This is a genomic window from Actinomyces sp. HMSC065F12 (assembly GCF_001814535.1).
Classification (GTDB): Bacteria; Actinomycetota; Actinomycetes; order Actinomycetales; family Actinomycetaceae; genus Pauljensenia; species Pauljensenia radingae_A.
Map to the genome: position 1 here is coordinate 1 of NZ_KV816976.1, position 23,127 is coordinate 23,127.

Genomic DNA, 23,127 nt, shown 5'->3' on the forward strand with positions numbered 1-23,127 from the left:
GGCACGCTGCAGGGGTTGCAGCTATGTGACACGGGACACAATCGCAATCAAGGTGTCTCTTCTTATTTAGATTTTCTTCAAAAAGTGGAAAAATTACGAAACGAAAACCATTTACGCTGCTCAACGTATGTTTTTGTGTTTCGTAGTTTTGTTCTTTTCGTTTACGAGATTACGAAATGACCCGCAAATACCTACCGTGACCTGCGGTGATGTGTTTCGTATTTTTCTGCGTAATTTCACGTCGCCCGAAGCAGACACCCTGCCGTGTGCTTGCTGCAGGGCTGCGGCCGTCCCTCCATGTGGAGCGTCAGTGTCGATGCTGTAACTTAAACGTACATACATTTGTGGCGCTCTCGTTACGTGTCTGTGCATTGCCGAGCTCTTTACTGTTGTGTGTGGGCGCGCAGCCGTAGTGTCCGTGCCACTCCGAGTAGGGCGCGTCGTACCCCAAACCCATGTTCAATTAAATTCCAATCCAGAGAGGTCTTGCACTGTTGCGGTGCGGTTGTCTTCTTTCTCACCGTATTGGACCCTGCGAAATTAATTGGATACGATAGGCCCATGTTGATTTCAGGTTCCGTTTTCATGCGGCCGCTCACCAGCCGCTAAGGCGGTTTTCTCCCTCCCGCAGGTTAGAAACCGCTCCGGTCCTTTAGCCGGGCGGCCATTTGCCATGCCCGGCTCCGTTTCAACTCCACGGAGCACACCTGATGTCTACATACGGATACGGCCGTCACGAACATGGCCAAAATTTTCTCACAGACCACAAGATCATCAACTCCATCGTCGATCTTGTAAAACAAACCTCCGGCCCCATCATTGAGATCGGGCCAGGAAGCGGTGCCCTCACTCACCCGATATCCCACTTGGGGAGGGCAATAACGGCAGTTGAGGTAGACGCAAAACTAGCTGCCAAACTCACAAAAAAGACCGCCTCGGCGTCGGTCGAAGTGGTCCATGATGATTTCCTCAACTTCCCGTTACCCGCCACTCCCTGCGTCATTGTGGGAAACATTCCCTTTCACCTCACCACTGCCATTCTTCGAAAGTTGTTGCATGCGCCGGCATGGACTGCCGCTGTACTCCTCATGCAGTGGGAAGTCGCTCGCCGCCGGGCCGGGGTAGGTGCAAGCACGATGATGACAGCTCAGTGGTCCCCATGGTTCACGTTTCACCTTGGTTCCCGAGTACCAAGGTCTGCTTTCCGGCCACAGCCAAACGTTGACGGGGGGATCTTAGTGATCCGCCGGGTGGGTGACCCGAAGATCCCGATAGAGCAACGCAAAGCCTTTCAGGCGATGGTGCACACCGTTTTCACCGCCCGGGGACGCGGGATAGGGGAAATTCTCCGAAGGGCAGGGTTGTTTTCATCACGTTCAGAGACACAATCATGGTTGCGCTCGCGAGGAATCGACCCCGCAACCCTACCTCCCAGATTGCACACCAGCGACTGGATCGATCTCTTCCAGGTGACTGGTTCCTCTTCACCGCGCCATCGGCCCATTTCACAATCGGGAAGTAGTCAACGCCCTCCTCAACGGAAAAATCGAGGCCGGCGGCGGTAATCCCCCCACCACCAAAACCGAAATCCACCAGTAGTAGTGAACGACCCATGTTCGTCTACCGTGAGCCGCGTTATGGCAGTGACGTGTTCTCGTCGGGCACAGTCATAGTTCCCGGCGTTGCCAGCGACAGGGTTCTACACCCAGCAGCGGGACCGATCAAAATCACCCGCACGGGGAACGACCCTGCTGGTGGTTTCGATTTTGATGAAAGCGAGGAGACATAGCCCCTCGCCAACTCCCCGTAGCTGGCGAACAGTAGCTCCTGGCGCTGGCGCTCGTTGGTGAGTTTGCGTGCCACATCGAAAGCCTTATCGACTTCCCGGTCCAAGTTGTTGTGAGCCTTGAGCAGAATTGGGTCCATCGATAACGGGTTGTAGTGCTCCGCGAGTGACCGCTGGGGGTGCCGCTCGCGTGCCCGCAGCACCAACTGTCCAGCGTCGATGATTCGCTGCTGCGCCTTCTCATCTAGTTCACACAGAGCTGGTCCGCAGTTGTAGCTCCCGATGTACTCCGAAAAACGGAAAAAATAAATAGTGGGGATACATCAACCTTCCACTTTCCATTCTTCCGGCTCAGAGTATTGAGGGGTCTGGGACCGGGTCCGTAAACCCTTTATGTTTTTCGCGCACAGCGGTTTTTAGCGACGCACCCTATAGGTTTTCCGCAGAACCTATATGTGTTTCTGTGCACCCCCATATGTTGTCTGTTTCTAGCGGTATTTCGTTGTACTTTGCGCATCGAATAGTTATTTATCGACGACACTCCGTTGAATTTAAGTTCAATGTGTAGGTTAGCCGCATAAGAAGCTCTGGCAGATGGTGGGATAATCCTGCTCTGACATCTTATTCCAGCTTGGATGCGCTGGGATTAGGACTGGTCACGTGTGAGAAGGTTTCGTGTACAACTAGTGACATGAACTTTTTATTGCTCGGTGGTACCGGTTTCCTTGGAGGACACATTGCGGCTGCAGCAATCGACCGAGGGCATCAAGTTACTTGCCTCGCGCGGGGTAACGGGAAGGTTCCCAACGGAGCCGAATTTGTGAGTTCAGACCGTGACCGTGACGGTGCGTACGATGAGGTTGCGGGGAAAACTTGGGACACCATTGTGGATCTGACGAGTCAGCCGAAGCATGCGCGGGATGCGGCGGCGAAACTCCAGGCCAAGCATCGTATATTTGTGTCTTCGAGCAGCGTATATGAGGACCAAGGAAGTATTTCTTCCGAGTCTGATTCCATAGTCACTCCGCTTGAAATTGACTACATGGAGAACATGGGGCAGTACCCAGCTGCAAAGTCTGCTTGCGAAACGATTTATCGCAGCACAAATAGGTCGGTAATGGTAGTTCGACCCGGTCTGATCGCCGGCTACGGCGACGAAACAGGGCGCAGTGGTTACTATCCGTGGCGCTTCGCGCATCCCACGGGTGAGAACGTGATCGTCCCAGACCCGGCGTTTCCCGTCGCTATGATTGATGTGAAAGACCTTGCAGACTGGATAGTTGAGTCTGCAGAAGTTGGGACTTTCGGAACCTTTAACGCTACGGGGTTTGCTACTTCCTTGTCTGATGTGTTCAAGATTTCGCGTGAGTTAACCGCATCGGAGGCTACGGAGCGACCTTGCTCTGATGAACTGCTTCTCGCTAATGATGTAACCCCGTGGATGGGCCCAAAATCGTTGCCGTTGTGGGTACCAGGTGAACAGTTTCGCAACATCGCGCTACTCGATTGCGCCACAGCCTACGAAGCTGGCCTGCAGATTCGCCCGTTGAAAGAAACATTGGCGGATGCGCTGCGATTCGAAGAAGAACAGCAGGGGGAAAGACTCGCTGGGCTCAGCGATGAAGAGGAAGTCGTGCTTCGCCAGCGGTTAGAAGATGGTATTTAGTTTCGGCGGGAACAGTTTTAGTTGCAGTCGGGACCGTGCTCAGTTGGTTTTCGTTCCGCGACTGAGTGGGAGAATGGGTCCGAATCTGGCTTGAGGGCAACTTCGGCGGTGCTAGCTCTTCGTGACGGGGAGCGATCTAGCCTGCGGAGGTTGCCTTTCCGAGCAGAAAACGCCTTGCGGCACACTTTTCAGGTTTCTCGATTCGCTTACAACTGAGTGAGGTAGCCTTCTTTCGCCACTCCGTTGAATTCAAATTTAATGTGTAACGCGGAGCGTTAATGACGTTTCGCGTTATTGGGGGGGGAGGTTGAAGAGCGCTGTCTCTAACTCCGGTTTTCGTTCGGCCTCGGTCCATTCCGCTACCTCGTGTGTAGAATCTGCAAGCGGTATCGGGCCGTTGAACTATTAGGTTCACCCACAGTTCCCGTGCCTGCACGCATCGAGAAGGACCAGGTGGTGAACTCGAATGACTCGCCTGGTCCAACGTGTGTGCGCTCGGCGCGTGGTTTAACTCTTATAAGACTTGCCGGTCACAGCCTCAGCGTTTCGCTCGTGCAGCCCGCAGGCCGTTCAAGATCACGATGACTTCAGCGACTTCGTGAACCAACACGACGGCGGCCAGGCCCAGCACACCGCTGATCGCCAGTGGCATCAACACGATGATGATGGCCAGAGACAGCACGATGTTCTGGTTGATGATCCTGCTGCCTCGGCGGGCGTGCTGCAGCGCCTGCGGGATCAGCCGGATGTCGTGGCCAGTGAAGGCGACGTCAGCGGACTCGATCGCGGCGTCAGAGCCGGTTGCTCCCATCGCAATGCCCACCGTCGCGCCCGCCAGTGCCGGCGCGTCGTTGATGCCGTCGCCGATCATCGCCGTCGGCGTCTTGGAGGAAAATTCGGCGACGATGCTTGCCTTGTCCTCAGGGCGCAGCTCGGCGCGCACGTCGTCGATTCCGGCGATTTCAGCCAGCGCCCGGGCGGTGCGAGTGTTGTCGCCGGTGAGCATGCTCACTTCCACATCGTTGGCGCGCAGGGTCTGCACGGCTTCGGGAACCTCGGGACGCAGCTCGTCGCGGACACCGATCGCTCCGGCGAGAGCGTCATCGACGGTGACTAGGACGCAGGTCTGGCCTTCGGACTCCATGCGCTCAACGTCTGCCTTCAGTGGCCCGGCGTCGATCCACCGGGGGCTGCCCACCAGCACCCGTCGGCCTTCGACGGTGCCGCTGATGCCGTGCCCGGCTTCCTCGCTGATGTCCTGGGCGGCGGGCGCTTCGGGCCCCGCTGCCGCGATCGCCGCGGCGAGGGGGTGCGTCGATTGCTGCTCAACTGCCGCCGCGAAAGTAAGCACCTGCGCCCGATCAAACCTGTCTGCCGGGACCACGCCGGTAACCTCGGGCTGGTTGCGGGTGAGGGTTCCGGTCTTGTCCACCGCCAGGTGACGGATGCCGCCGAGCCGCTCGAACGCCGCGCCAGACTTGATGACCACGCCGAACTGGCTGGCCGCGCCGATCGCGGCCACGACCGTCAGCGGCACGGAGATTGCCAGCGCGCACGGCGACGCTGCGACCAGAACCACCAACGCACGGGTGATCCACGTCTCGGGGTCGCCCAGCAGCGAGCCGATCACGCCGACTAGCACCGCCAGGATCATCACCCCGGGCACTAGGGGTTGGGCAATCCGGTCGGCGATCCGGGCGCGGTCGCCCTTTTCCGCCTGCGCCTGCTCGACCAGGTCCACGAGTGTGGTCAGCGAGTTGTCCGTTCCAGCTGCGGTCGTCTGGACTTCCAGCACACCGGCGGAGTTGATCGCTCCCGCGGGCACCTCGTCGCCGGGCGCAACCTCCTCCGGAATGGATTCTCCGGTGATCGCTGAGGTGTCAAGGCTGGAGCGCCCAGACCGAATGATGCCGTCCGTGGCGATCCGCTCTCCGGGGCGCACGAGCATAAGCTCGCCAGCCGCGAGGTCCTTCGCTGCGACCTCGACCGACGTGCCGTCGCGCAGCACCGTCGCGGTCTGCGGTACCAACTTCAACAGTGCCCGCAGTCCGCCCTGCGCCCGGTCCATCGCCTTGTCTTCCAGCGCCTCGGCGATCGAGTACAGGAACGCTAGCGCCGCGGCCTCTCCGACGTAACCGAGGATTACCGCGCCGACCGCGCTGATGGTCATCAGCAAACCAATGCCGAGCTTGCGCTTCGTGACAAGGTTTCGGATCGCGTCGGGCGCGAACGTATACGCCCCTAGCAGCAGGCCGACCCAGAACAGTACTGTCGCGGGTGTCGCTAGCCCGGACCAGCCCAGCGCCAGGCCTACGCAGAGGGCTACGCCGGAGAAGATCGGCAGTAGCAACTCGGGGTCCTTCCACCATGGCCGATCGAGTTCTTCGATCTCCGTGGCGGGTTCGTGTTCGCATCCACACGCCGAGCTCATGCGTCCTCTCCCTTCTCGCCGCAGCCGGGCACCGAGCACTCAGGGTCGATGCACGGGGCGTTTTCGTCGACAGCCAACGTCGCGTTCACCAGCGCGTTGAGCGCTGCCGCGAGGTGCGGATCGGCGATTTCGTAGCGTGTCTTGCGGCCCTCCGGCTCGGCAACGACGATGCCGCAGTCACGCAGGCAGGTCAGGTGGTTCGAGACGTTTGAGCGGGTCAGGCCCAGGTCGCGCGAAAGTACGGCCGGGTAGCTCGGGCCGTCGAGTAGTGTCATCAGGATTCTGGAACGCGTCGGATCCGCCATGGCCCGACCGAGCCGGTTCATGACGTCGAGGCGTGAAGCAATAGTCAGCATGTGCTGAACAATACATCGTGTGCTGAACTATTCAAAGTGTGCTGAACTGACAGTTACGCGAAGGTCCTGCGACCTGCAAGAATTAGTCGATGGGATAGCAGATGACTGATCCTTTGTGGTTCGGCTGCCACCCAACGCGGGAGCGGCGTGGGTGGCGAGGTTCTCGAGAAAGTTACTTTGCAACTACATACCGTCGAATTCCGGTTCAACGTGTGAATAGAGTGGTCTCTGCGCACGTCGGATTCTCACCGAGAGAGAGGCGTGGCAATCGCCAGCTTGGGCGCGAGCCAGCCGCACAGTTGGGTGCGAGCGCGCGTCGGCGCAGGCGCTGAGTAAGAGATCAGGAGTGACGCACTATATGCGAGGACAGGAAAACCTCGAACCTGCTGAGGAGGCTTACGTGACGAATGGAAATCCGGATCGGCTCCGTGAGTTTGCTTTCTTCCCGTTTCGTGTGAAATATGAGCGCGGCGCTGCGCCTCGTTACAGTCCGCTCTTGGCGTGGAACCAGACACTGAACGAGCTTGCCGCGCTTGCCGAGGACGAAGACTGGGGCGAGGCGACCCGGTCACTCGACCATCCGATCCTCAACAACTATGTCAACTACACGTACAAGCGCCTCGTCACCGAAGACAAGATTGATGTGAGCGCTGATGGGCAATACGCTGCATTTAATACTGGACTGCTGACTGCACTTTCAGAGGAGCTCTTTGCGCTTTTTGAGAGGAACCACTTCCGCAACGATGACGCGCAAGATTGGTTTTTCAAGGGATGGGTTACCGAGTCCAACAGAGATCTTCTGGCTAATTTTGACCCCTTGCCGCAGATGGCACAGTACGTGAGAACAGCTGGCGACCTCGTATACGACTGCAGCTGCGAACTCAAATTGGCTTACAGTCACATCTTGGGCGATAACATTGACCGCTTTCCACTGGATTTGCAGGCGAACCCGGTCCGCGCGCGACAGGCGCTTGATTCTGCGGTGAACTGGGCGCTGCGCAAGACTCGCCGCAACTATAAAGTGGTCGTGCCTCAGTGGTATCCGGCCGCGCCTGAAGATACGGCACAGTTCCTGATGCCGTTGGATCTTGACAGTGATGGTCGAGCAGATCTGGCGCTGGTAGTGTCCAAGGCTAATGAGCGCATATACCGCGGACACACCGTGTTGACATTGGAGATGGCGTACTCGAATGCCCGCCTCGTCGCTCGTCCTGACTCCGAGTGGCTTCTACCCAGCGCGGGAGAACCTGACGAGGTCGACTGAGGCGGTGGGGCAGCGCTGTTCAGTGGGGCTCAGCGGCGGTATTGGGGAGTGAGGATCTAGGGCACTTCGGAGAGTGAGATTTAGGTGACACTGGTGAGCAAGGATCTGGTGCGACCTCGCGAGTGAGGCGCTGTGCCATAGCTCCTCGGTGAGGGATCGCTGCTCACTCCATCGAGTCAACGTAAATCGAGACAGTCATGGTGTGAGACTGGTCGGGTTCGAGTTCGATCGCTTCGTCTGCAACGTTGCCGGACTCGACACAAACAAACTCTTGCCATGCGCGCGATTCAAGATCATCAAATTGGCCAACCGTGTCTGACCAGGGGTTCCACACGATCGTGTTGGCCGAGCCGGACTTTTCAATCGAGACGATCCGCCGGAAACGGGGATCGCGGATCTGCACGTTCGCATCAGAGTGATAGATCCGGTCCGTGTACCGTACGAACGTCACCTCACCAATTTGCTTGCGCGAGTGGTCGCGTGCAAGCGACTTGTCGTCGTAGAAAGCGCCGTCGAGGCCCTCAATCGTGACGTCTTTGATGTCGCCAACCGCCACATAGGTGTGGAAAGCTTCCTGAAAGGTAAACGGTCGAGTGTCTGTGTTCGTCACAGTCAACCTCATCATCAGGGAATCGGCTACGTCGATCGAAAGGTTCGCCTCGAAACTGAAAGGAAAATAGCCGTCGGCGCCTGGCTGGACTGGCTGGTCCGACTGGCTGGAATTCTGTGAAGGAGAATGAGCCAGGGCGAATTCGGCATACGTGGAGTCGCTTTCCCCGCGCGCAATGTCCTTGTCGGCAGGATCTGGGCTGATCTGAGTCCACATAGCGGTGCGCGCGAAACCGTGTTTGGGAGCTTCAGGATCACTCAGATGAGCTCCGAACCACGGCAAACATATTGGGACCCCACCTCGTGGCGTACGGACACCATCGTGTGCTGCCAGCGGAGACATCCAGATCACGGGTGTATCAGAGTCAACCGTCCACTCGAGAACCTGAGCGCCGAACGGGGAGATCGACGCCCGCGAGGATGAACCTTCCAGGTTAAGGGGAGTGGGAAGTGCTGATGAATCCGTCATGGTTTAAGAGTAGAGCGAAACAGGCTTTCATGGGCGCATTCGCCATGCGGGCTGCACAAGAAGGAACAACATCATTCGGGCTGTGCGCCATTCGGTGGGGCATTGGCGAGGGAGGCTGATGCGCTGTTGCCTTCACCGTGAACTACAGGAGCCCGAAGCGGTGCGAGGGAGGGGGCGGAGTTGGTGAATCAGTAATTCTGGGGAGGTGCCGTGTGCGTGGATGAGCAGTATCCACAGGCATGTGGCTGGCTATGGTCTTATCCACACTACTTTCACCCGCGGAGGCCACGTCCACAACTCGGTGACGGCCACTGCCAGGTGGCCGCGTCGTACTGCACAGTGGCTGCCATGACCACTAGGAAAGGCATAAACAGCGAGCCAGAACTCCGTCGCAATGGCACAGTCACGATCCCCACGGAGTCGAAAGAGGCGCGTGGCGATACCCACGGCGAGAACCCGGGCTCATCTGCTACGAGGCCCATTCGCGAGGGGATCCGAACCTTGACGCACTGCGAGCGCTTTGCTGCCTCGCGTGGTTCACCGGTTTTGCGTTTCCGCTCGCGCACCCTCGAGCAGTGGCAGACAGACCTTAAAGAACTCGGCGGAGTGACGCAGCCTCCCTCGGTCATGTGTGCCGATCGTGAAATGGTTGGCTCGCGCGTCGTGACCTCGACATATGAACTGCGGCGGGCTGGAGTGGAAACCTCACAAATTGAGAGCGCGTGCCGCTCTGGACACATTGTTCACCTGGCGCGCGGATGGTATGTATCGCGCCGACTATTCGACGGCGAAATGATGCATGCGGTCGCGGCGATTTTGCCTGATGATGCTGTTTTTGCCGGTGAAACCGCCGCTTTAATGTATGGGGTTAGTGTGCGGGATAGCCATGAGGCTGATGACGCCTTTCGGATCTGTGTGCTTCGCCCGGCCGGCACTCGCGCAGTACGTCGACCTGGTGTTGCATGCAGAGTTATGGAAGTTGATGAAAGCGAAATCGTGAGCATGGAGGGCATGCGCGTCACGAGCGCTTTGCGCACAGTGTGCGATGTTGCGATGGGAGCGACGATTGACCTCGCGACAGCGTGGATTGAAGGCTTTTTGCGCCAGGGACTCGTAACAGTGGACGAGCTGGTAGAGGCCGCGCAGGCGAGGTCCGGCAGGCGAGGTGTACGGATTTTACGTGCTGCGATTAACAATGCCGACATCAGATCCGAATCAGTTCAGGAAACTGCCCTTCGTCTGCGTTTACGTGAAGCAGGCCTTCCCCGTCCAATTCTTCAAATCCCTGTGCGTGTCAGCGCCACACAGCAAGGCCGAATCGCGAAAAGTAGGAGCATGAGTGAGGCGCGGGACTCGGTGACGGACAGCGAAGAGTCCCTCGTTTGCCCGCAGAACAGCACCAACTTGTGTGGAGGGCATGCCAGCGGTAAAGGCTCGTTCCGAATCGATCTGGGATGGTGCCTGCCTGCACAAGATGGTGGGCGCTCGAAGCTGCAAATATGCAGCCTCGGACGGTCGAGGGCGGACTCGACAGGGGTGCGGAGCGCGGGCGCGCACCATGTGCCCGGAGGGGCTACTGGTGAGATCTCAAGCGGGTTAAAAAACGCAGCGGTGAAGATAGGTGTCGAATATTTTGGCGAGGAGTTCCATCCGGAAACTGGTCCACAGGCCGAACATGACCGCTGGCGGATCCAGGTTCTTGAAGAGGCTGGGTGGACTATCCTCGTGGTTCGTCGTAAAGATCTTCGCGGCGAGACGCCGTATCTCGAAAGAAGGATTGCCCAGCTGTTAGGCCATTCGGCTTCCATTCCCATGCGGCGCTCGTGGAAGAAGGCGCTTTTTGATCGGCGTCGAAATGCGTGGACGCGGGACGAGTCGGTGAGCCATAGCTGGCAAGTGGCGGCGGTGTGCTGACCCTAGACCGAGCGGCGGCCGAAACGTCGCGATGCTGACCAAGCCGCTTCGACCTTAGGGGATGAGAACAAGTACACGATGAGACGTCGTGGTCGATAAGAGCCGCAGTTCCAGGATGAAACGGAACACATTGCGTGTCGTAAAGTGTTCGATTTCGCATGCTCGTCTCTATCGGAGACGCCGATGAGTGATTAATCTGGTATTTCGTGTGCACAGCTGCGTGAAGAGGAATCGACCCCTACACTCAACTGGCAACCCCAGACGTTTATTGCCGAGTGGTCGCTTGCACGGGTCCACTCGGCGCATTTTCTTCGATCGTCGCCATAAAGGAGGCAGGCAATGCCTGTGCGTCAGGACATTCGTAACGTCGCTATCGTCGCCCACGTGGATCATGGGAAGACCACGCTTGTCGACGCAATGCTCTGGCAATCAGGAGCCTTCTCCGAACATGATTCGGTGGAAAAGACCGGCGAACGCGTCATGGACTCGGGTGATCTTGAGCGTGAAAAAGGCATCACGATCCTCGCCAAGAACACCGCTGTGCACTACCGCGGGCCCGCTGCGCAAAAACTCGGTCTGACCGAAGGCGTGACCATCAACGTCATCGACACCCCAGGTCACGCCGACTTTGGCGGCGAGGTTGAACGCGGGCTGTCCATGGTCGACGGCGTCGTCCTCCTCGTCGATGCCTCTGAAGGTCCGCTGCCGCAAACACGCTTCGTCCTGCGCAAAGCCCTCGAAGCTCAACTGCGGGTCGTCATTGTTGTCAACAAAGTGGACCGCCCCGATTCGCGCATTGAAGAGGTCGTCTCGGAAACCACTGACCTTCTGTTGTCCTTGGCTGAAGACCTCATGAACGAAGGCGTGGAAGCGGATGTTGATGCATTGCTGGACGTGCCCGTGATTTACGCATCAGCTAAAGCAGGCGTCTCCTCATTGACGAATCCCGGCGACGGCAAGCTTCCGGAAGAAGACCTCGAGCCACTCTTTGAAACCATCTTGCAACGTATTCCCGGTCCCAGTTACGACGAGGGGGCTCCTCTACAAGCCCATGTCACCAACCTCGATGCCTCTCCTTTCCTAGGGCGTCTGGCGTTGCTGCGCATGCACAACGGCACCCTGAAAAAGGGACAGAACGTCGGGCTCGCCCGTCATGACGGCACCATCAAGTCTGTTCGCGTCACGGAGCTACTACGCACAGAAGGTTTGGAGCGCGTACCTGCTGAAGAGGCTGGCCCCGGCGAGATCGTTGCAATTGCCGGCGTCGACGATATTACGATCGGTGAGTCGCTGGTCGACCTCGACGATCCTCGTCCACTTCCCTTGATCAAGGTGGATGACCCCGCGATTTCCATGACCGTGGGAATCAACACCTCGCCGCTGGCTGGGCGTGTCAAGGGTGCGAAAGTGACTGCTCGCCAGGTTAAGGACCGTCTCGATCGTGAACTGGTGGGTAACGTGTCGTTGCGGGTTTTGTCGACTTCTCGGCCCGACGCGTGGGAAGTTCAGGGACGAGGCGAGCTTGCGCTCGCAATCCTCGTCGAACAGATGAGGCGTGAAGGGTTTGAGCTTACTGTCGGTAAACCACAGGTTGTGACCAAGGAAATTGACGGTAAAGTTCACGAGCCGATGGAGCAGATGACCATCGACATTCCTGAGGAGTATCTGGGCGCGGTGACCCAGCTGATGGCTCAGCGTAAAGGCCGCATGAACTCGATGGCTAATCACGGGAGTGGTTGGATCCGCCTCCAGTTCACGATCCCTGCCCGCGGGCTGATTGGCTTCCGTGCGCGTTTCTTGACTGAAACTCGTGGAACGGGAATCGCCTCGTCAATTTCGGAGGGATACGCTCCGTGGCAGGGGACGATTGAGCAGCGGCTGACCGGCTCCTTGGTTGCTGACCGTGCAGGGCAGGCAACGCCTTACGCGATGACCAACCTGCAGGAGCGCGCATCGTTCATTATTGAGCCGGGGTCAGAGGTTTATGAAGGTCAGGTTGTAGGGGAGAATCCCCGTAACGAGGATATGGACGTCAATATCACGCGTGAGAAGAAGCAGACGAATACGCGTTCGGCCACCGCTGATGTGTATGAAACGTTGACTCCGTCGCGAAAATTGACGCTGGAAGAGTCGCTGGAGTTCGCGTCTAATGATGAATGTGTTGAGGTCACGCCTGAGGCGATTCGTATTCGTAAGGTCGTGTTGGATTCGCAGGAGCGTTTTAAGATCGCAGCGCGTCAACGTCGTAAAGATAAGTAGTCTAGGTTTTTTCGCCGAGTAGACGCGTGCAAGCGACCACTCGGCGAAATTTCAGGGATGGTTGCCTTTTCGTGCCCTGCTACCAGCGCGCAGGAGGGACGACTTTTCCGGTCACCATCGTGTCCGCTTCGACACGAACGATTCCCCGCCGCGCCTCGATAGTAACGTGGTCGGGCGCAACTTCCAGTAAAGTCCCCAGAGCATCGCGAAAGCCTTCGCCTTCGCGATACCTCACCACGACCCGAGTGCCAACTGCCCATCTCATCCAAGGAAGCTCAGGCGGTTGTTTAGGAAAGCCGTGTTGAGCCCTATTGGCAGGTTGTGACGTGTTTTCTGAGAACATGAGCTTTCTTTGATTGATTGGGCGCCACTGCGACTAAGTGGCGTCTTTACAGGAGAAATCGCTGAGAGTCCACGCGCAAATGGTGGTCGCAGCCTGAATGCTGTCGCATATGAGTGATAATAGTGGCACTAATATAGTCAACGCGTCGAGCTGTGCGATGAGCCGGCAGTCCCGTGGGATATGTGATGGCCTCGAGTGCACGTCGCGTTGAGAAGAGGGAGGGATCTCATGACGTATGTTATCGCGCAACCTTGCGTGGACGTCAAAGACCGTGCTTGCGTGGATGAATGCCCTGTGGACTGCATTTACGAGGGGAAACGATCGCTGTACATTCATCCCGATGAATGTGTTGATTGCGGGGCATGCGAACCTGTGTGCCCGACCGAGGCCATTTTTTACGAGGATGACCTTCCCGAAGAATGGTCGGATTATTACCGCGCGAATGTCGACTTCTTCAAAGATCTCGGCTCGCCAGGCGGCGCGCAGCGTGTCGGAGCACAAGAATTCGACGATGAGATGATTCAGGGTCTTCCGCCTCAAAACGAGGAGTACCTGTCCCAAAACTGAGGCAGTCCCATCAGTGCATCGCTGTGATGACTATATTGGCGAGTGGTCGCGTGCAAGCGACCACTCGCCACTTATTTGCTGGAGACTTGTATGAATGCTCTGCTCCGTCCCTTGAATTTGCCTGACTTTCCCTGGGACAGTCTGGAACCGGCGCGCGCACGCGCCGCGGAGCATCCCGGTGGAGTGTGTGACCTTTCGATCGGCACACCGGTCGACCCCACACCCACGATCATCCAGGACGCCCTCGCCAATTCCACTAATGCTGCTGGATATCCTCGGGTTGAAGGCACGCTGGAACTCCAGGAGGCAATGGCTCTGTGGGCATCGAAGCGAGGTATGGTTCCTCTCCAATCTCCACGGGAGGCAACTGCACAATCGGCGGCCGTCATTCCGACGATCGGGTCGAAGGAAGCGGTCGCATGGCTGCCGTTCGAACTGGGGTTGACTAGCGATGACACCATCCTTGTGCCGGAAGTTTCCTACCCTACATATGACATCAGCGCCCGCCTCATCCGTGCGCGATGCATCCGCGTGGATCCAGAGCGCGTCGACACGTGGCCTGACGCATCCCTCGTCTGGGTGAACTCGCCGTCGAACCCCACTGGGCACGTCCTCACTCGCGAGAAGTCGCATGCAAGCGTCCAATGGGCGAGAGAGAAGGGCGCGATAGTGGTCTCGGATGAGTGCTACGCCGCCTTGCCTTGGCAGGCTCCTTTTACTTCCGAGGGTGTCCCATCCTTGCTTGATCGCGACATTTGCGACGGTGACCCAACCGGAATCATAGTCCTGTACTCCCTGTCGAAACAGTCCAATTTGGCTGGCTACAGAGCCGCACTGATGGCGGGGGATCGCGACCTGATCTCTCGAGTTCTCACCGTGCGACGCCATACGGGAATGATCCTCCCCGCGCCCATACAGCACGCGATGGCTGTCGCGCTCACGGACACCGACCACGTTGAGCACCAGCACGCCCTGTATGGAGCTCGCCGCACCATTTTGAAGCGTGCCCTTGAGGACGCGGGGCTGTGCGTCGACCCGCACTCGGCAGCAGGTCTCTACTTATGGGTGAGCGATCCGAGTGGACGCATGAACGGCTGGGACCTTGTCGATTGGTTTGCCGAGCGTGGAATGATCGTGGCACCAGGCGACTTCTACGGAGAACGCTCAACCAACTTCGTACGAGTCTCCCTGACCGCAACCGACGAATGCATCCAATCTGCGGCCCGCCGCCTCATTCCTGACGGGTTTGCGAGCGCGAATAGTCGCTAAGATCCAATGCGACGAGGATGGGGCTGCGCTACTGGATGTGAGATCCCTGCGCGAGCTGACCTCGGGGGTATTAAAGTAGGACTATAAGCCCATGCGTCGATGTAGTCGCGCCTGTTTGAGGAGGTAGTACATACCGATGAGCACTGAAGCTTCCGATCAGTCAACGAAAGCAGCCCCGTCCTCGTCAAAGCCACATGACGCCGAAGCTAAACCGGACGGCTGCCTGACTATTGGTGACAAGACGCTGCCGCTTGAACGCGTCCATGCGACCGCCGGCTCTGATGGCGTACGCATCACGAAAATGCTTTCAGACACTGACGTTGTGACGTTGGACCCCGGCTTCGTCAACACCGGATCGTGCGAGTCTGCCATCACGTTTATTGACGGCGCGAAAGGAATCCTGCGTTATCGTGGATACCCCATTGAACAGCTCGCGAAGCATTCCTCCTTCCTCGAGGTTGCCTACCTGCTGATTTATGGTGAACTTCCCGACGCGCAGACACTTGAGCTGTTCATCCGTCGTATCCAGCGTCACCGCCTGCTTCACGAGAATTTCAAGGCGTTCTTTACAGCATTCCCGCACCGCGGGCACCCGATGGCGATCCTCCAGGCAGGTGTCGCCGGTTTCGCCACCTATTACGAGGACACGCTGGATCCGCGCGACCCCGAGCAACTCAACGTGGCGCTCGTATTGCTGCTGGCGAAGCTTCCCACCATGATCAGCTACATCGCGAAGCGAGCCGCCGGCCTGCCACTGCTGTACCCAGATGCTCAACGTTCCTACACCGAGGATTTCATCCGTATGACGTTCGGCATGCCGTACCAGTCCTATGACATTGATCCGGCGCTGGTGCATGCTCTCGACACATTGTTCATTTTGCACGCCGATCATGAGCAGAACTGCTCGGCGTCCACCGTCCGCCTCGTCGGCTCCTCGCAAGCCAACCTGTATGCATCAGTGGCAGCGGGAATTGGCGCGCTGGCAGGTCCGCTTCACGGCGGTGCCAACGAAGCCGTGCTGAAGATGCTCAACCAGATCATCGAATCGGGCGAATCAGTTCAGTCCTACGTTGAGAAGGTTAAAAACAAGGAAGAGGGCGTGCGCTTGATGGGCTTCGGCCATCGTGTGTACAAGAATTACGATCCGAGGGCGGCCATCGTAAAAGAAACGGCTCACGATGTGCTGTCTCGTCTGGGCAAACGCGATGAGATGCTGGATGTCGCGATGGAGCTCGAGGATATTGCCTTGAATGACGATTACTTCAAGGAACGCAAGTTGTACCCCAATGTTGACTTCTACACTGGCCTGATTTACTCGGCGATGGGCTTCCCAACCAAGATGTTCACACCGCTGTTCGCACTGGGGCGTCTTCCCGGCTGGATTGCGCAGTACAAGGAGATGACGGAGGACCCGGCAACGAAGATCGGTCGGCCCCGTCAGGTCTACATTGGTGAGGTTGAACGCGACTACGTGCCGTTACGCCAGCGTAGCTAGTCCGCGCAGTTTTTGTTTTTTCGCGAGTGGTCGCTTGCACGCGACCACTCGCGAGATCTTGTTGAGGGCTGGGGGACTTCTCCTTCCGCGTTTCGGTCTGTGTGGCCTAGTTGCGGGCGACTGGACGCGAGGACTGTGGATAAAACTGTGGACTGTGTGGAACCAGTCGGCGCAGTCCCGGAAATCGTTGGAAAGACGCCAATTTGACAATTAAGTTTGGGTGCGCTACAGGGTGTGACCTTACTGAAAAGGTGCAGTAATCCACAGAAAATATGAGAAAAATGACGAAATTGTGGATAGCGTGAGCCACCCTCGTGCAGTATCAACCACGGGCATAAGCAGCGCCCAGCACCCCTGCAATAGCCAGGCACCTAGAAGCTGGCTGGCCCACTAGGAAATGACTGATCTCGGAGGTCCTATTTGCTGGGAGCGAGGAACATGACGTTACCCCGCTATCTCCACGTGACGCTCAAATGCGATGCGGCTTCCGGCTTATTAGCACCCGGACGTGCCGCCACGCGTCGCTGCACCCAGCATCACGATCACGTCACGAGGAGGCTGACCTCCATTCAAAGACCTAACGGTGGGGGAGAGCTCAAGTATGCGGCTCGGCTAGTCGTCCTCGTGGTTTTCACGATGATGCTGCTGCGGGTCATTCCACTCGATTGAGCGGCCTCCGCGCGCGTGGGCTTCAACTCTGCCGGACACGGAGCGCTTGAAGAGAACATTCGAGGCTCCGGCAAGTTCACGAGCCTCCACTGTTCGCGGTTCTGCGAAAAGACCGTTCGCGCCCGGAATGACGCCGCCTCCAGGCATGAGCGCCACCTGGGTATCGGCTGTCAGGAACAGTCCGGCTTCGATCACGCAGTCATCACCCAGCGGAATGCCCAAGCCGGAGTTTGCGCCCAGCAGACAGCGTTTGCCCAGGCGGACCTGGTCGTCGCCGCTACCGCTCAGAGCGCCAATGGTCGAAGCTCCGCCGCCTACGTCGGATCCATCACCGATGACAACGCCGCGCGAGATACGGCCTTCGATCAGGCTGCGGCCCAGCGTGCCCGCATTGAAGTTCACGAACGCGGCATGCATGACTGTTGTGCCCTTCGACAGGTAGGCACCCAGGCGAACTTTCGCACCGTCAGCGATCCTGACTCCATCTGGCACGACGTAGTTCACCATCGGGGGGAACTTATCCACGCCGGTTACGGTGACAGGACGGCCGAGGTGTTGGCGCAGGCGAAGGCGAGTTCCTTCGAAGTCATCGATCGGACACGGGCCTGCCGACGTCCACACAACTGAAGGGAGGCGCGAGAAAATGCCGTCGAGGTTGATCGTGTTGGGCTTGACGAGCCGGTGGGACAAAAGATGCAGGCGAAGGTAGGCATCGGCGGTGGATTGAGGGCGATCCTCTAGGTCGGCGGTGCATGTGACAACCTGTGTGTGCACTCCGCGAGCCTCATCGCGTCGTTCCAGTTCGGAGAGCATATCGAAGAGCTCGGCGTCTGGGGCCGAGTTAGAACGTTCGCCCAAATGGGGGTGCGGGTACCACACGTCCAGTGTGTGACCATCGTCGGCAACTGTTGCCAGCCCAATTCCCCATGCGTTCATATTGTGGGTCTCAGTTGTGTCCTCAGTCATGGTCTCAGTTTACGGTGCTTGGCATTTCCCGGAAGGACTTTGGCGAGGGGGAGGGCTGCAGGCGGCTCGCAGGTGGGTGCGATAGTCGACGAGGCATGTGCCGAGTGGTCGCTTGCAAGCGACCACTCGGCACACAAGAGGATTGAAACGCGATCAGGTTTTCCCATATTGTGAGATCGTCGAATGGTTTGAATGGGTGTCAGTGCCCGTTGGGCCTGTTGTGCTGATCCCATAAGTCGGGCCAGAATACGTCCAGCTCAGCCAGCATCGACCGAAGGAGCGGCAACGAGATACCAACAACGGAGTGGGGATCCCCCTCGACGCCCCGGACGAATGCCCCTCCAAGACCATCGATCGTGAATGAGCCCGCCACCTCAAGCGGCTCACCCGAGTCAACGTACGCTTTGATTTCTTCGTCGGTCATTGAGCCGAAATATACGGTTGTGGAAGCTGAACGCCCGGCCGTTCGCGCAACTTGATAGGCCACGTCCGTCGACTTGGGCGTGTTAGCGGCGGGTTCGGGGGCACGGGACGGCTTCACGCCAGCAAGGGGAGAGGCACTCTCTTCGTCAATCGAATTGTGGCTTTGCGCTGTCAGGAGGGCGACGCAGTGCCCTGTCCACAACGTGCCGCTGCGTCCTTGCATCGACCTGATGCGTTCGATGGCAGTCAGGCGGTTATGCGGCTTTCCATACATGACGCCATCCAGTTCGAACATGGAGTCGCAGCCCACGACGATAAGGTCTTCGTGTGTGCGATCTTCGGCACGAACCTCGTCGACGGCCGTATTGTCGAGGGAAACGCAGGCCAGCCTGTCTGCCACCGCGAGGCATTTTGCCTGAGCCAAAGCGAGAACTTGGTCGGCAGGCGATGGGTCTTCGTGTGCAGGGTCACTTGACGAAGAGAAGGCTTCTTTGAGCCGTCGGAGAACTTCGTTCTCATCAACATCTGACACCATGACAATCGGTGTGATTCCTGCTGATAGGAGCGTCGCGCGGCGCGCCGGCGAACGGGAAGCCAAAACTAGATGCATACCGCCTAGTGTGTCACTTCGACGAGTGGTCGCGTGCACGCGACCACTCGCGGATAACGGGGAACGTGACGATCGACACATAAGGCGCTATGCTATGGAAGGTTGCATTCATGCAGGTGGCATGCCAATCGCGGAAAATTTCCGCGTTGGGGCGATACGAACGCTACTTTCACAAGTGTGTCAGGCGAAGAGATAACGCTACGGCTTACGCTGCGCGATGCAGAATACTGATGCAGAAGGATGCGAGTACGGAAGGGAGGAATGGTGCGTGACTGGACAGTGCGAAGCTGACATTAACGACAGGAACAATGATCAGCGAGACGGTCACAGTGATGCTTCGTCGAGCAGAACTTCTGAGCACCCGCCCTCACGTCCGGCCAGTTCAGTTGTGCCCTCAAAAGACGATCAACCGTCCGCGCAGCCGGGCTCGCCATCTTCTATGCATCACGAGCAGTCGCTTGCACGCGACCACTCGGCGCAAGCGGGGGAAGAACGGGGAAGCGTGCAGGCGGGAGTGAGCCGCGGGGCGGGAGCCACGATACGCGAGTACGAGGAACAATTGCTAGGCGAAATCCCGCATCTGACCGTTGAAGACCTTGCCAACGCGGTTGGCGGAACCGTTGACGACGTGAATGATTTCTGGACGACGATGGGCTTCCCGGACGCCGACCCCGAATCGCCGCTCTTCACCCACCGTGACCAGGAAATTTACGCCAAGTGGACTCAGCTCGTCGCCGATGGAAGTGTCGACCGATCCACCGCACAGTCTTTGCTCCGAGCCCACTCCCACATCACCGACCGCCTGGCGTTGTGGCAGGTGGAAGCGTTCGTGGAAGATTCTGTCCGCCGCCTGAGGCTTGATGATACAGCGGCCCGCCTCGTCACACTCGACCAGATGCGCCAGTACGTCGACCTGCTGGGCGAGACCCTCGTCTACTCCTGGCAGCGACAGCTGCACTCGCTCCTGGATCGCGTCGACCATGAAGTCTCGCAGCGCGGGCACGAATCAGCCAAGCGTCGATTCCCGCTGAACCGATCCCTCGGTTTTGTCGACATGGTCTCATACACGGCCTCCTCGACCATCCTGGGCGGCAAGCTAGTTGGCCTGATCCAACGTTTTGAGGACGCGAGCCGAATCGCTGTGACTCAAGCAGGCGGCAGAGTCGTCAAGATGATTGGTGACGCCGTGTTCTTCATTGCTGACGATTTGCCCACCGGACTGAATGTGGTGACCTCCTTGATTGAGCGCCTTAACGCCGATGATGACATTTTGCCGGTTCGCGCTTCCTTCGTACGGGGTGACGTGTTCTCCCGTTCAGGTGATGTATTTGGACCGCCGGTGAACCTCGCGTCTCGTCTGGTGGATATCGCGCCGGTTGGGCGAATCCTGACTGACCCGACTACCGCCGCGGCAGTTTCCGCGGGTAAAGGCGGCAAAGGCTATGCGATCGAAACCTTCCCCAGCACAGAACTTCGCGGCTTCGGCCTCGTCTCTCCATACCTGCTCTCGCGTCAATACGAATAACGGTGGTGGACGAGGGGAGAGCGCCGCGTCAGTTACAGCGTCTGTTTTAAGCTGCGCGCATAAAATTCCATCTCGTTGCCTTCGCCTCCGGCCTGCTCAAAACACCTGCCACGTGAGACAACGGTGTGACCTCGCTCGCTCAAAGGCCGCGTTCTCCTCGTTAAAGAACGGTGCAAATTGAGATGAAAAAGGTCAAGTAATGTGAAAGAGCGCTCCTAGGATGTACCATTAAGCCGTGACTACAGTACTGCTCGTCGAAGACGATCCCGCGATTTCCGAGCCTCTGGCTCGCGCCCTTGGGCGTGAAGGCTACGAGGTCCGAGCTCATGGCACTGGTAAAGGCGCTCTCAATGAGATTGATGGCGCCGATCTAGTTGTCCTCGATTTGGGCTTGCCTGACATTGACGGCCTTGACGTTGCGCGTGAAATCCGCTCGCAAGGCCGCACCACACCTATCCTGATTCTGACCGCTCGCACTGACGAGGTAGACATGGTCGTAGGCCTGGATGCCGGTGCCGATGACTATGTGACCAAGCCGTTCCGCCTGGCTGAGCTCCTGGCTCGTGTGCGCGCTTTGTTGCGCCGCTCGGTCGGTGACGTGTCAGAGGATGAGATCAGCGCTCAGGACGTGACAATCGATGTCTCTGCACACAGGGCGTTCGTCGGATCGCGTGAACTGCATCTGACTGCCAAAGAATTCGAGCTGCTGCGAGTGCTGGTACGTGAAGCCGGCAACGTGGTCGAGCGTGAAGCGCTGATGCGTGAAGTGTGGGGGTCTGACCCATCAGGGTCGACCAAGACGCTGGATATGCACGTGTCGTGGCTGCGCCGCAAGCTCGGAGACGATGCCGGGTCGCCGCGCTATATCACAACCGTGCGTGGAATGGGTTTCCGTTTCGAAAAGAACGGTCACTAGGCCGCTCCTGCTCGAAGCCTTGCTGCGCTCCCTTTGCTGCGCTGAGTTTGGAATTGGCGTGGCCTACTGGTGGATGCTCATCCTAGCAGTGAGCCAACGCTGACGCCTGTTAGTCCCTGCCGGCGCATGCACGTGCTCGCAGTCAGCCAGTGTCGACACGTTGCGGTGCGACCGGTCAGCGCTTGCACAAAACGATGGGCTGACGCCAAGATTGGAGGGAACGATGAGACGCCGAGCAGCAAAAATGATCCTGGCTGCCGTAGCAGTCGTTGTCCTGCTGATGGGTATTCCGGGTGCGACGATCGGCTCCATCATGGCGTGGCAAAGTGAGCAAAATGCTCTGGACGCGCGCGTCGAATCCCTCATGCGGGCATCTGACCGCCGCATTTCGGAGGGCACGCAGATTTCTGAGCATCTGGTTGAAGCCTGGGCGAAACCGCTGGTCGTGGAAGAGGCTGATGCGTGGACACGTGTGAAGGCGCGCGGGCAGGAGGAAATCGTGGTGGGTGAGACCATCTCGGGCCCTAAACTCAGGTCGTCGGAATCATCTTCGCTGGGGACGATCGTGACGATGGAAACTTCCGCGATGCCCGCGATACGTCGCGTTATCGGTGTGATTGTCCTGTTCATCGGTGGTGCAGCACTATCGATGCTAGTTGGCTGGGCTTTGGCGAAGCGGCTGTCACGCCGACTGTCCGCTCCGCTGATTTATCTGGCTGCTCAGGCCGAGCAAATTGGCGCCGGTATGGTGCGTGCGCGAGTGAAGCCATCCGGCATTGAGGAAATTGACTTGGTCCAGGATGAACTGGCCAGAACAGCAGAGCGCATGGCGGGGCGCTTGGCGGCAGAACGCCGTTTTTCCGCTGATGCTTCTCACCAGCTGCGCACGCCTCTGACGGCTCTGTCGATGCGGCTCGAGGAGATCGAGATGATCGCTGAGCAAGACGAAGTGCGTGAAGAAGCATCCAGCTGTCTTGAACAGGTCGAGCGCTTGACGACCGTGGTGACGGACCTGCTCGACACGTCCAAACGCACCAGCGGGCACACGGAGGCTATCCATGTGGTGGAAATATTCAACACGGCTCGCGAAGAGTGGGAGAGTGCTTTCACGCAGGCCGGTCGGACTTTGACTTTCACCGATGAATCGGGTGCTTCGGTGCTGGCCGATGCAGCGAAGCTCGGGCAGGTGCTGGCAACACTGATCGAAAACTCCTTGCGTTACGGTGCCGGCGAAACGCGAGTGGTTTCCCGCAAGTCACCCACGAAGCGCGGTGTGATGATCGATGTGAGTGACGAGGGCGAGGGTGTCTCTGAGGAACTGGCTCCCGAGATTTTTGACTACGGCGTATCCGGTCACGGGTCCAGTGGAATTGGGCTGGGATTAGCGCACGACCTGACCGAAGCGATGGGCGGGCGACTGGAACTGACGCAGGCAGCGCCACCGGTATTCACCGTGTCACTCGCGGCCATTCCCGCGTCGATTGACCCCGATCGAGTCATGCCGCAGGGACCCCTGGTATCAATGGGAAGGCGCTCGCGGCGCTTCTGATTTTTATTGTGTGTGCCGAGTGGTCGCGTGCAAGCGACCAC

Annotated in this window: 18 protein-coding genes; 12 read left to right on the plus strand and 6 right to left on the minus strand. The window is 58.2% G+C overall.

All coding sequences use genetic code 11. From position 1 onward, the window contains the following. Window positions 1-180, plus strand: a 180-nt coding sequence (locus tag HMPREF2975_RS12770; protein ID WP_210384558.1) for a hypothetical protein, incomplete at its 5' end; no start/stop codon positions are given. 530 nt (window positions 181-710) lie between these two features. Continuing rightward, window positions 711-1,565 carry a 23S ribosomal RNA methyltransferase Erm gene (gene erm / locus HMPREF2975_RS05220; protein WP_016456425.1) on the plus strand — a complete coding sequence of 285 codons (855 nt, stop codon included), beginning with the start codon at window positions 711-713 and terminating at the stop codon, window positions 1,563-1,565. A gap of 70 nt (window positions 1,566-1,635) precedes the next feature. On the opposite strand, the gene HMPREF2975_RS05225 is transcribed toward erm, so the two are convergent. Next, a complete protein-coding gene (locus HMPREF2975_RS05225) occupies window positions 1,636-1,989 on the minus strand; it encodes a type IIL restriction-modification enzyme MmeI (protein WP_016423158.1) in 354 nt (117 codons plus the stop codon). Between the two features lie 488 nt (window positions 1,990-2,477). Here HMPREF2975_RS05225 and HMPREF2975_RS05230 point away from each other — a divergent pair, with 488 nt between their 5' ends. Then, a complete protein-coding gene (locus HMPREF2975_RS05230; RefSeq protein WP_070726273.1) occupies window positions 2,478-3,452 on the plus strand; it encodes an NAD-dependent epimerase/dehydratase family protein in 975 nt (324 codons plus the stop codon). 538 nt (window positions 3,453-3,990) lie between these two features. Here the strand turns inward: HMPREF2975_RS05230 and HMPREF2975_RS05235 are convergent. Then, complete coding sequence (locus HMPREF2975_RS05235; RefSeq protein WP_070726277.1) at window positions 3,991-5,883, minus strand: heavy metal translocating P-type ATPase; 1,893 nt, start codon at window positions 5,881-5,883, stop codon at window positions 3,991-3,993. Then, a complete protein-coding gene (gene cmtR / locus HMPREF2975_RS05240) occupies window positions 5,880-6,239 on the minus strand; it encodes a Cd(II)/Pb(II)-sensing metalloregulatory transcriptional regulator CmtR (RefSeq protein ID WP_005291009.1) in 360 nt (119 codons plus the stop codon). The genes HMPREF2975_RS05235 and cmtR overlap by 4 nt, the downstream gene beginning before the upstream one ends. Window positions 6,240-6,639: 400 nt before the next feature. On the opposite strand from cmtR, the gene HMPREF2975_RS05245 reads away from it, so the two are divergent. Next, entirely contained in the window at window positions 6,640-7,503 is an 864-nt protein-coding gene (locus tag HMPREF2975_RS05245) for a DUF3825 domain-containing protein (RefSeq protein WP_157886376.1), read from the plus strand. Between the two features lie 163 nt (window positions 7,504-7,666). Here the strand turns inward: HMPREF2975_RS05245 and HMPREF2975_RS05250 are convergent, their stop codons facing one another. Continuing rightward, window positions 7,667-8,581 carry a D-hexose-6-phosphate mutarotase gene (locus tag HMPREF2975_RS05250; RefSeq protein ID WP_058237068.1) on the minus strand — a complete coding sequence of 305 codons (915 nt, stop codon included), beginning with the start codon at window positions 8,579-8,581 and terminating at the stop codon, window positions 7,667-7,669. A gap of 348 nt (window positions 8,582-8,929) precedes the next feature. On the opposite strand from HMPREF2975_RS05250, the gene HMPREF2975_RS12255 reads away from it, so the two are divergent. From HMPREF2975_RS12255 to HMPREF2975_RS05280, 5 genes are all read left to right on the plus strand, one after another. Next, a complete protein-coding gene (locus HMPREF2975_RS12255) occupies window positions 8,930-10,495 on the plus strand; it encodes a hypothetical protein (RefSeq protein WP_092648734.1) in 1,566 nt (521 codons plus the stop codon). A 339-nt stretch (window positions 10,496-10,834) separates the two neighbouring features. After that, entirely contained in the window at window positions 10,835-12,754 is a 1,920-nt protein-coding gene (gene typA, locus HMPREF2975_RS05260) for a translational GTPase TypA (RefSeq protein WP_070726284.1), read from the plus strand. 571 nt (window positions 12,755-13,325) lie between these two features. Further along, the gene (gene fdxA, locus HMPREF2975_RS05270) at window positions 13,326-13,664 is read left to right on the plus strand and encodes a ferredoxin (protein WP_070726287.1); all 339 of its coding nucleotides are present in this window, start codon (window positions 13,326-13,328) and stop codon (window positions 13,662-13,664) included. A 90-nt stretch (window positions 13,665-13,754) separates the two neighbouring features. Beyond that, a complete protein-coding gene (gene dapC, locus HMPREF2975_RS05275; protein ID WP_070726291.1) occupies window positions 13,755-14,933 on the plus strand; it encodes a succinyldiaminopimelate transaminase in 1,179 nt (392 codons plus the stop codon). Between the two features lie 136 nt (window positions 14,934-15,069). Further along, window positions 15,070-16,428 carry a citrate synthase gene (locus tag HMPREF2975_RS05280; RefSeq protein ID WP_074026197.1) on the plus strand — a complete coding sequence of 453 codons (1,359 nt, stop codon included), beginning with the start codon at window positions 15,070-15,072 and terminating at the stop codon, window positions 16,426-16,428. Window positions 16,429-17,040: 612 nt separating this feature from the next. Here the strand turns inward: HMPREF2975_RS05280 and dapD are convergent. Together dapD and HMPREF2975_RS05290 are read right to left on the minus strand one after the other, a co-directional pair. Then, window positions 17,041-18,033, minus strand: coding sequence for a 2,3,4,5-tetrahydropyridine-2,6-dicarboxylate N-succinyltransferase (gene dapD, locus HMPREF2975_RS05285; RefSeq protein WP_058237838.1), 993 nt, complete (start codon window positions 18,031-18,033; stop codon window positions 17,041-17,043). Window positions 18,034-18,262: 229 nt separating this feature from the next. Next, on the minus strand, window positions 18,263-19,096 hold the full coding sequence (locus tag HMPREF2975_RS05290) for a Maf family protein (protein WP_058237063.1): 834 nt from the start codon (window positions 19,094-19,096) through the stop codon (window positions 18,263-18,265). A 268-nt stretch (window positions 19,097-19,364) separates the two neighbouring features. Between HMPREF2975_RS05290 and HMPREF2975_RS05295 the strand changes: the two genes are divergently transcribed. The 3 genes from HMPREF2975_RS05295 to HMPREF2975_RS05305 all read left to right on the plus strand — a co-directional run bounded on the left by HMPREF2975_RS05295 (window position 19,365) and on the right by HMPREF2975_RS05305 (window position 23,086). Beyond that, a complete protein-coding gene (locus HMPREF2975_RS05295) occupies window positions 19,365-20,621 on the plus strand; it encodes an adenylate/guanylate cyclase domain-containing protein (RefSeq protein ID WP_141757299.1) in 1,257 nt (418 codons plus the stop codon). A 235-nt stretch (window positions 20,622-20,856) separates the two neighbouring features. Beyond that, on the plus strand, window positions 20,857-21,537 hold the full coding sequence (locus tag HMPREF2975_RS05300; RefSeq protein ID WP_070726292.1) for a response regulator transcription factor: 681 nt from the start codon (window positions 20,857-20,859) through the stop codon (window positions 21,535-21,537). A 223-nt stretch (window positions 21,538-21,760) separates the two neighbouring features. Then, the gene (locus HMPREF2975_RS05305) at window positions 21,761-23,086 is read left to right on the plus strand and encodes a HAMP domain-containing sensor histidine kinase (RefSeq protein WP_058237061.1); all 1,326 of its coding nucleotides are present in this window, start codon (window positions 21,761-21,763) and stop codon (window positions 23,084-23,086) included. The last annotated feature ends 41 nt before the right edge of the window (window positions 23,087-23,127 follow it).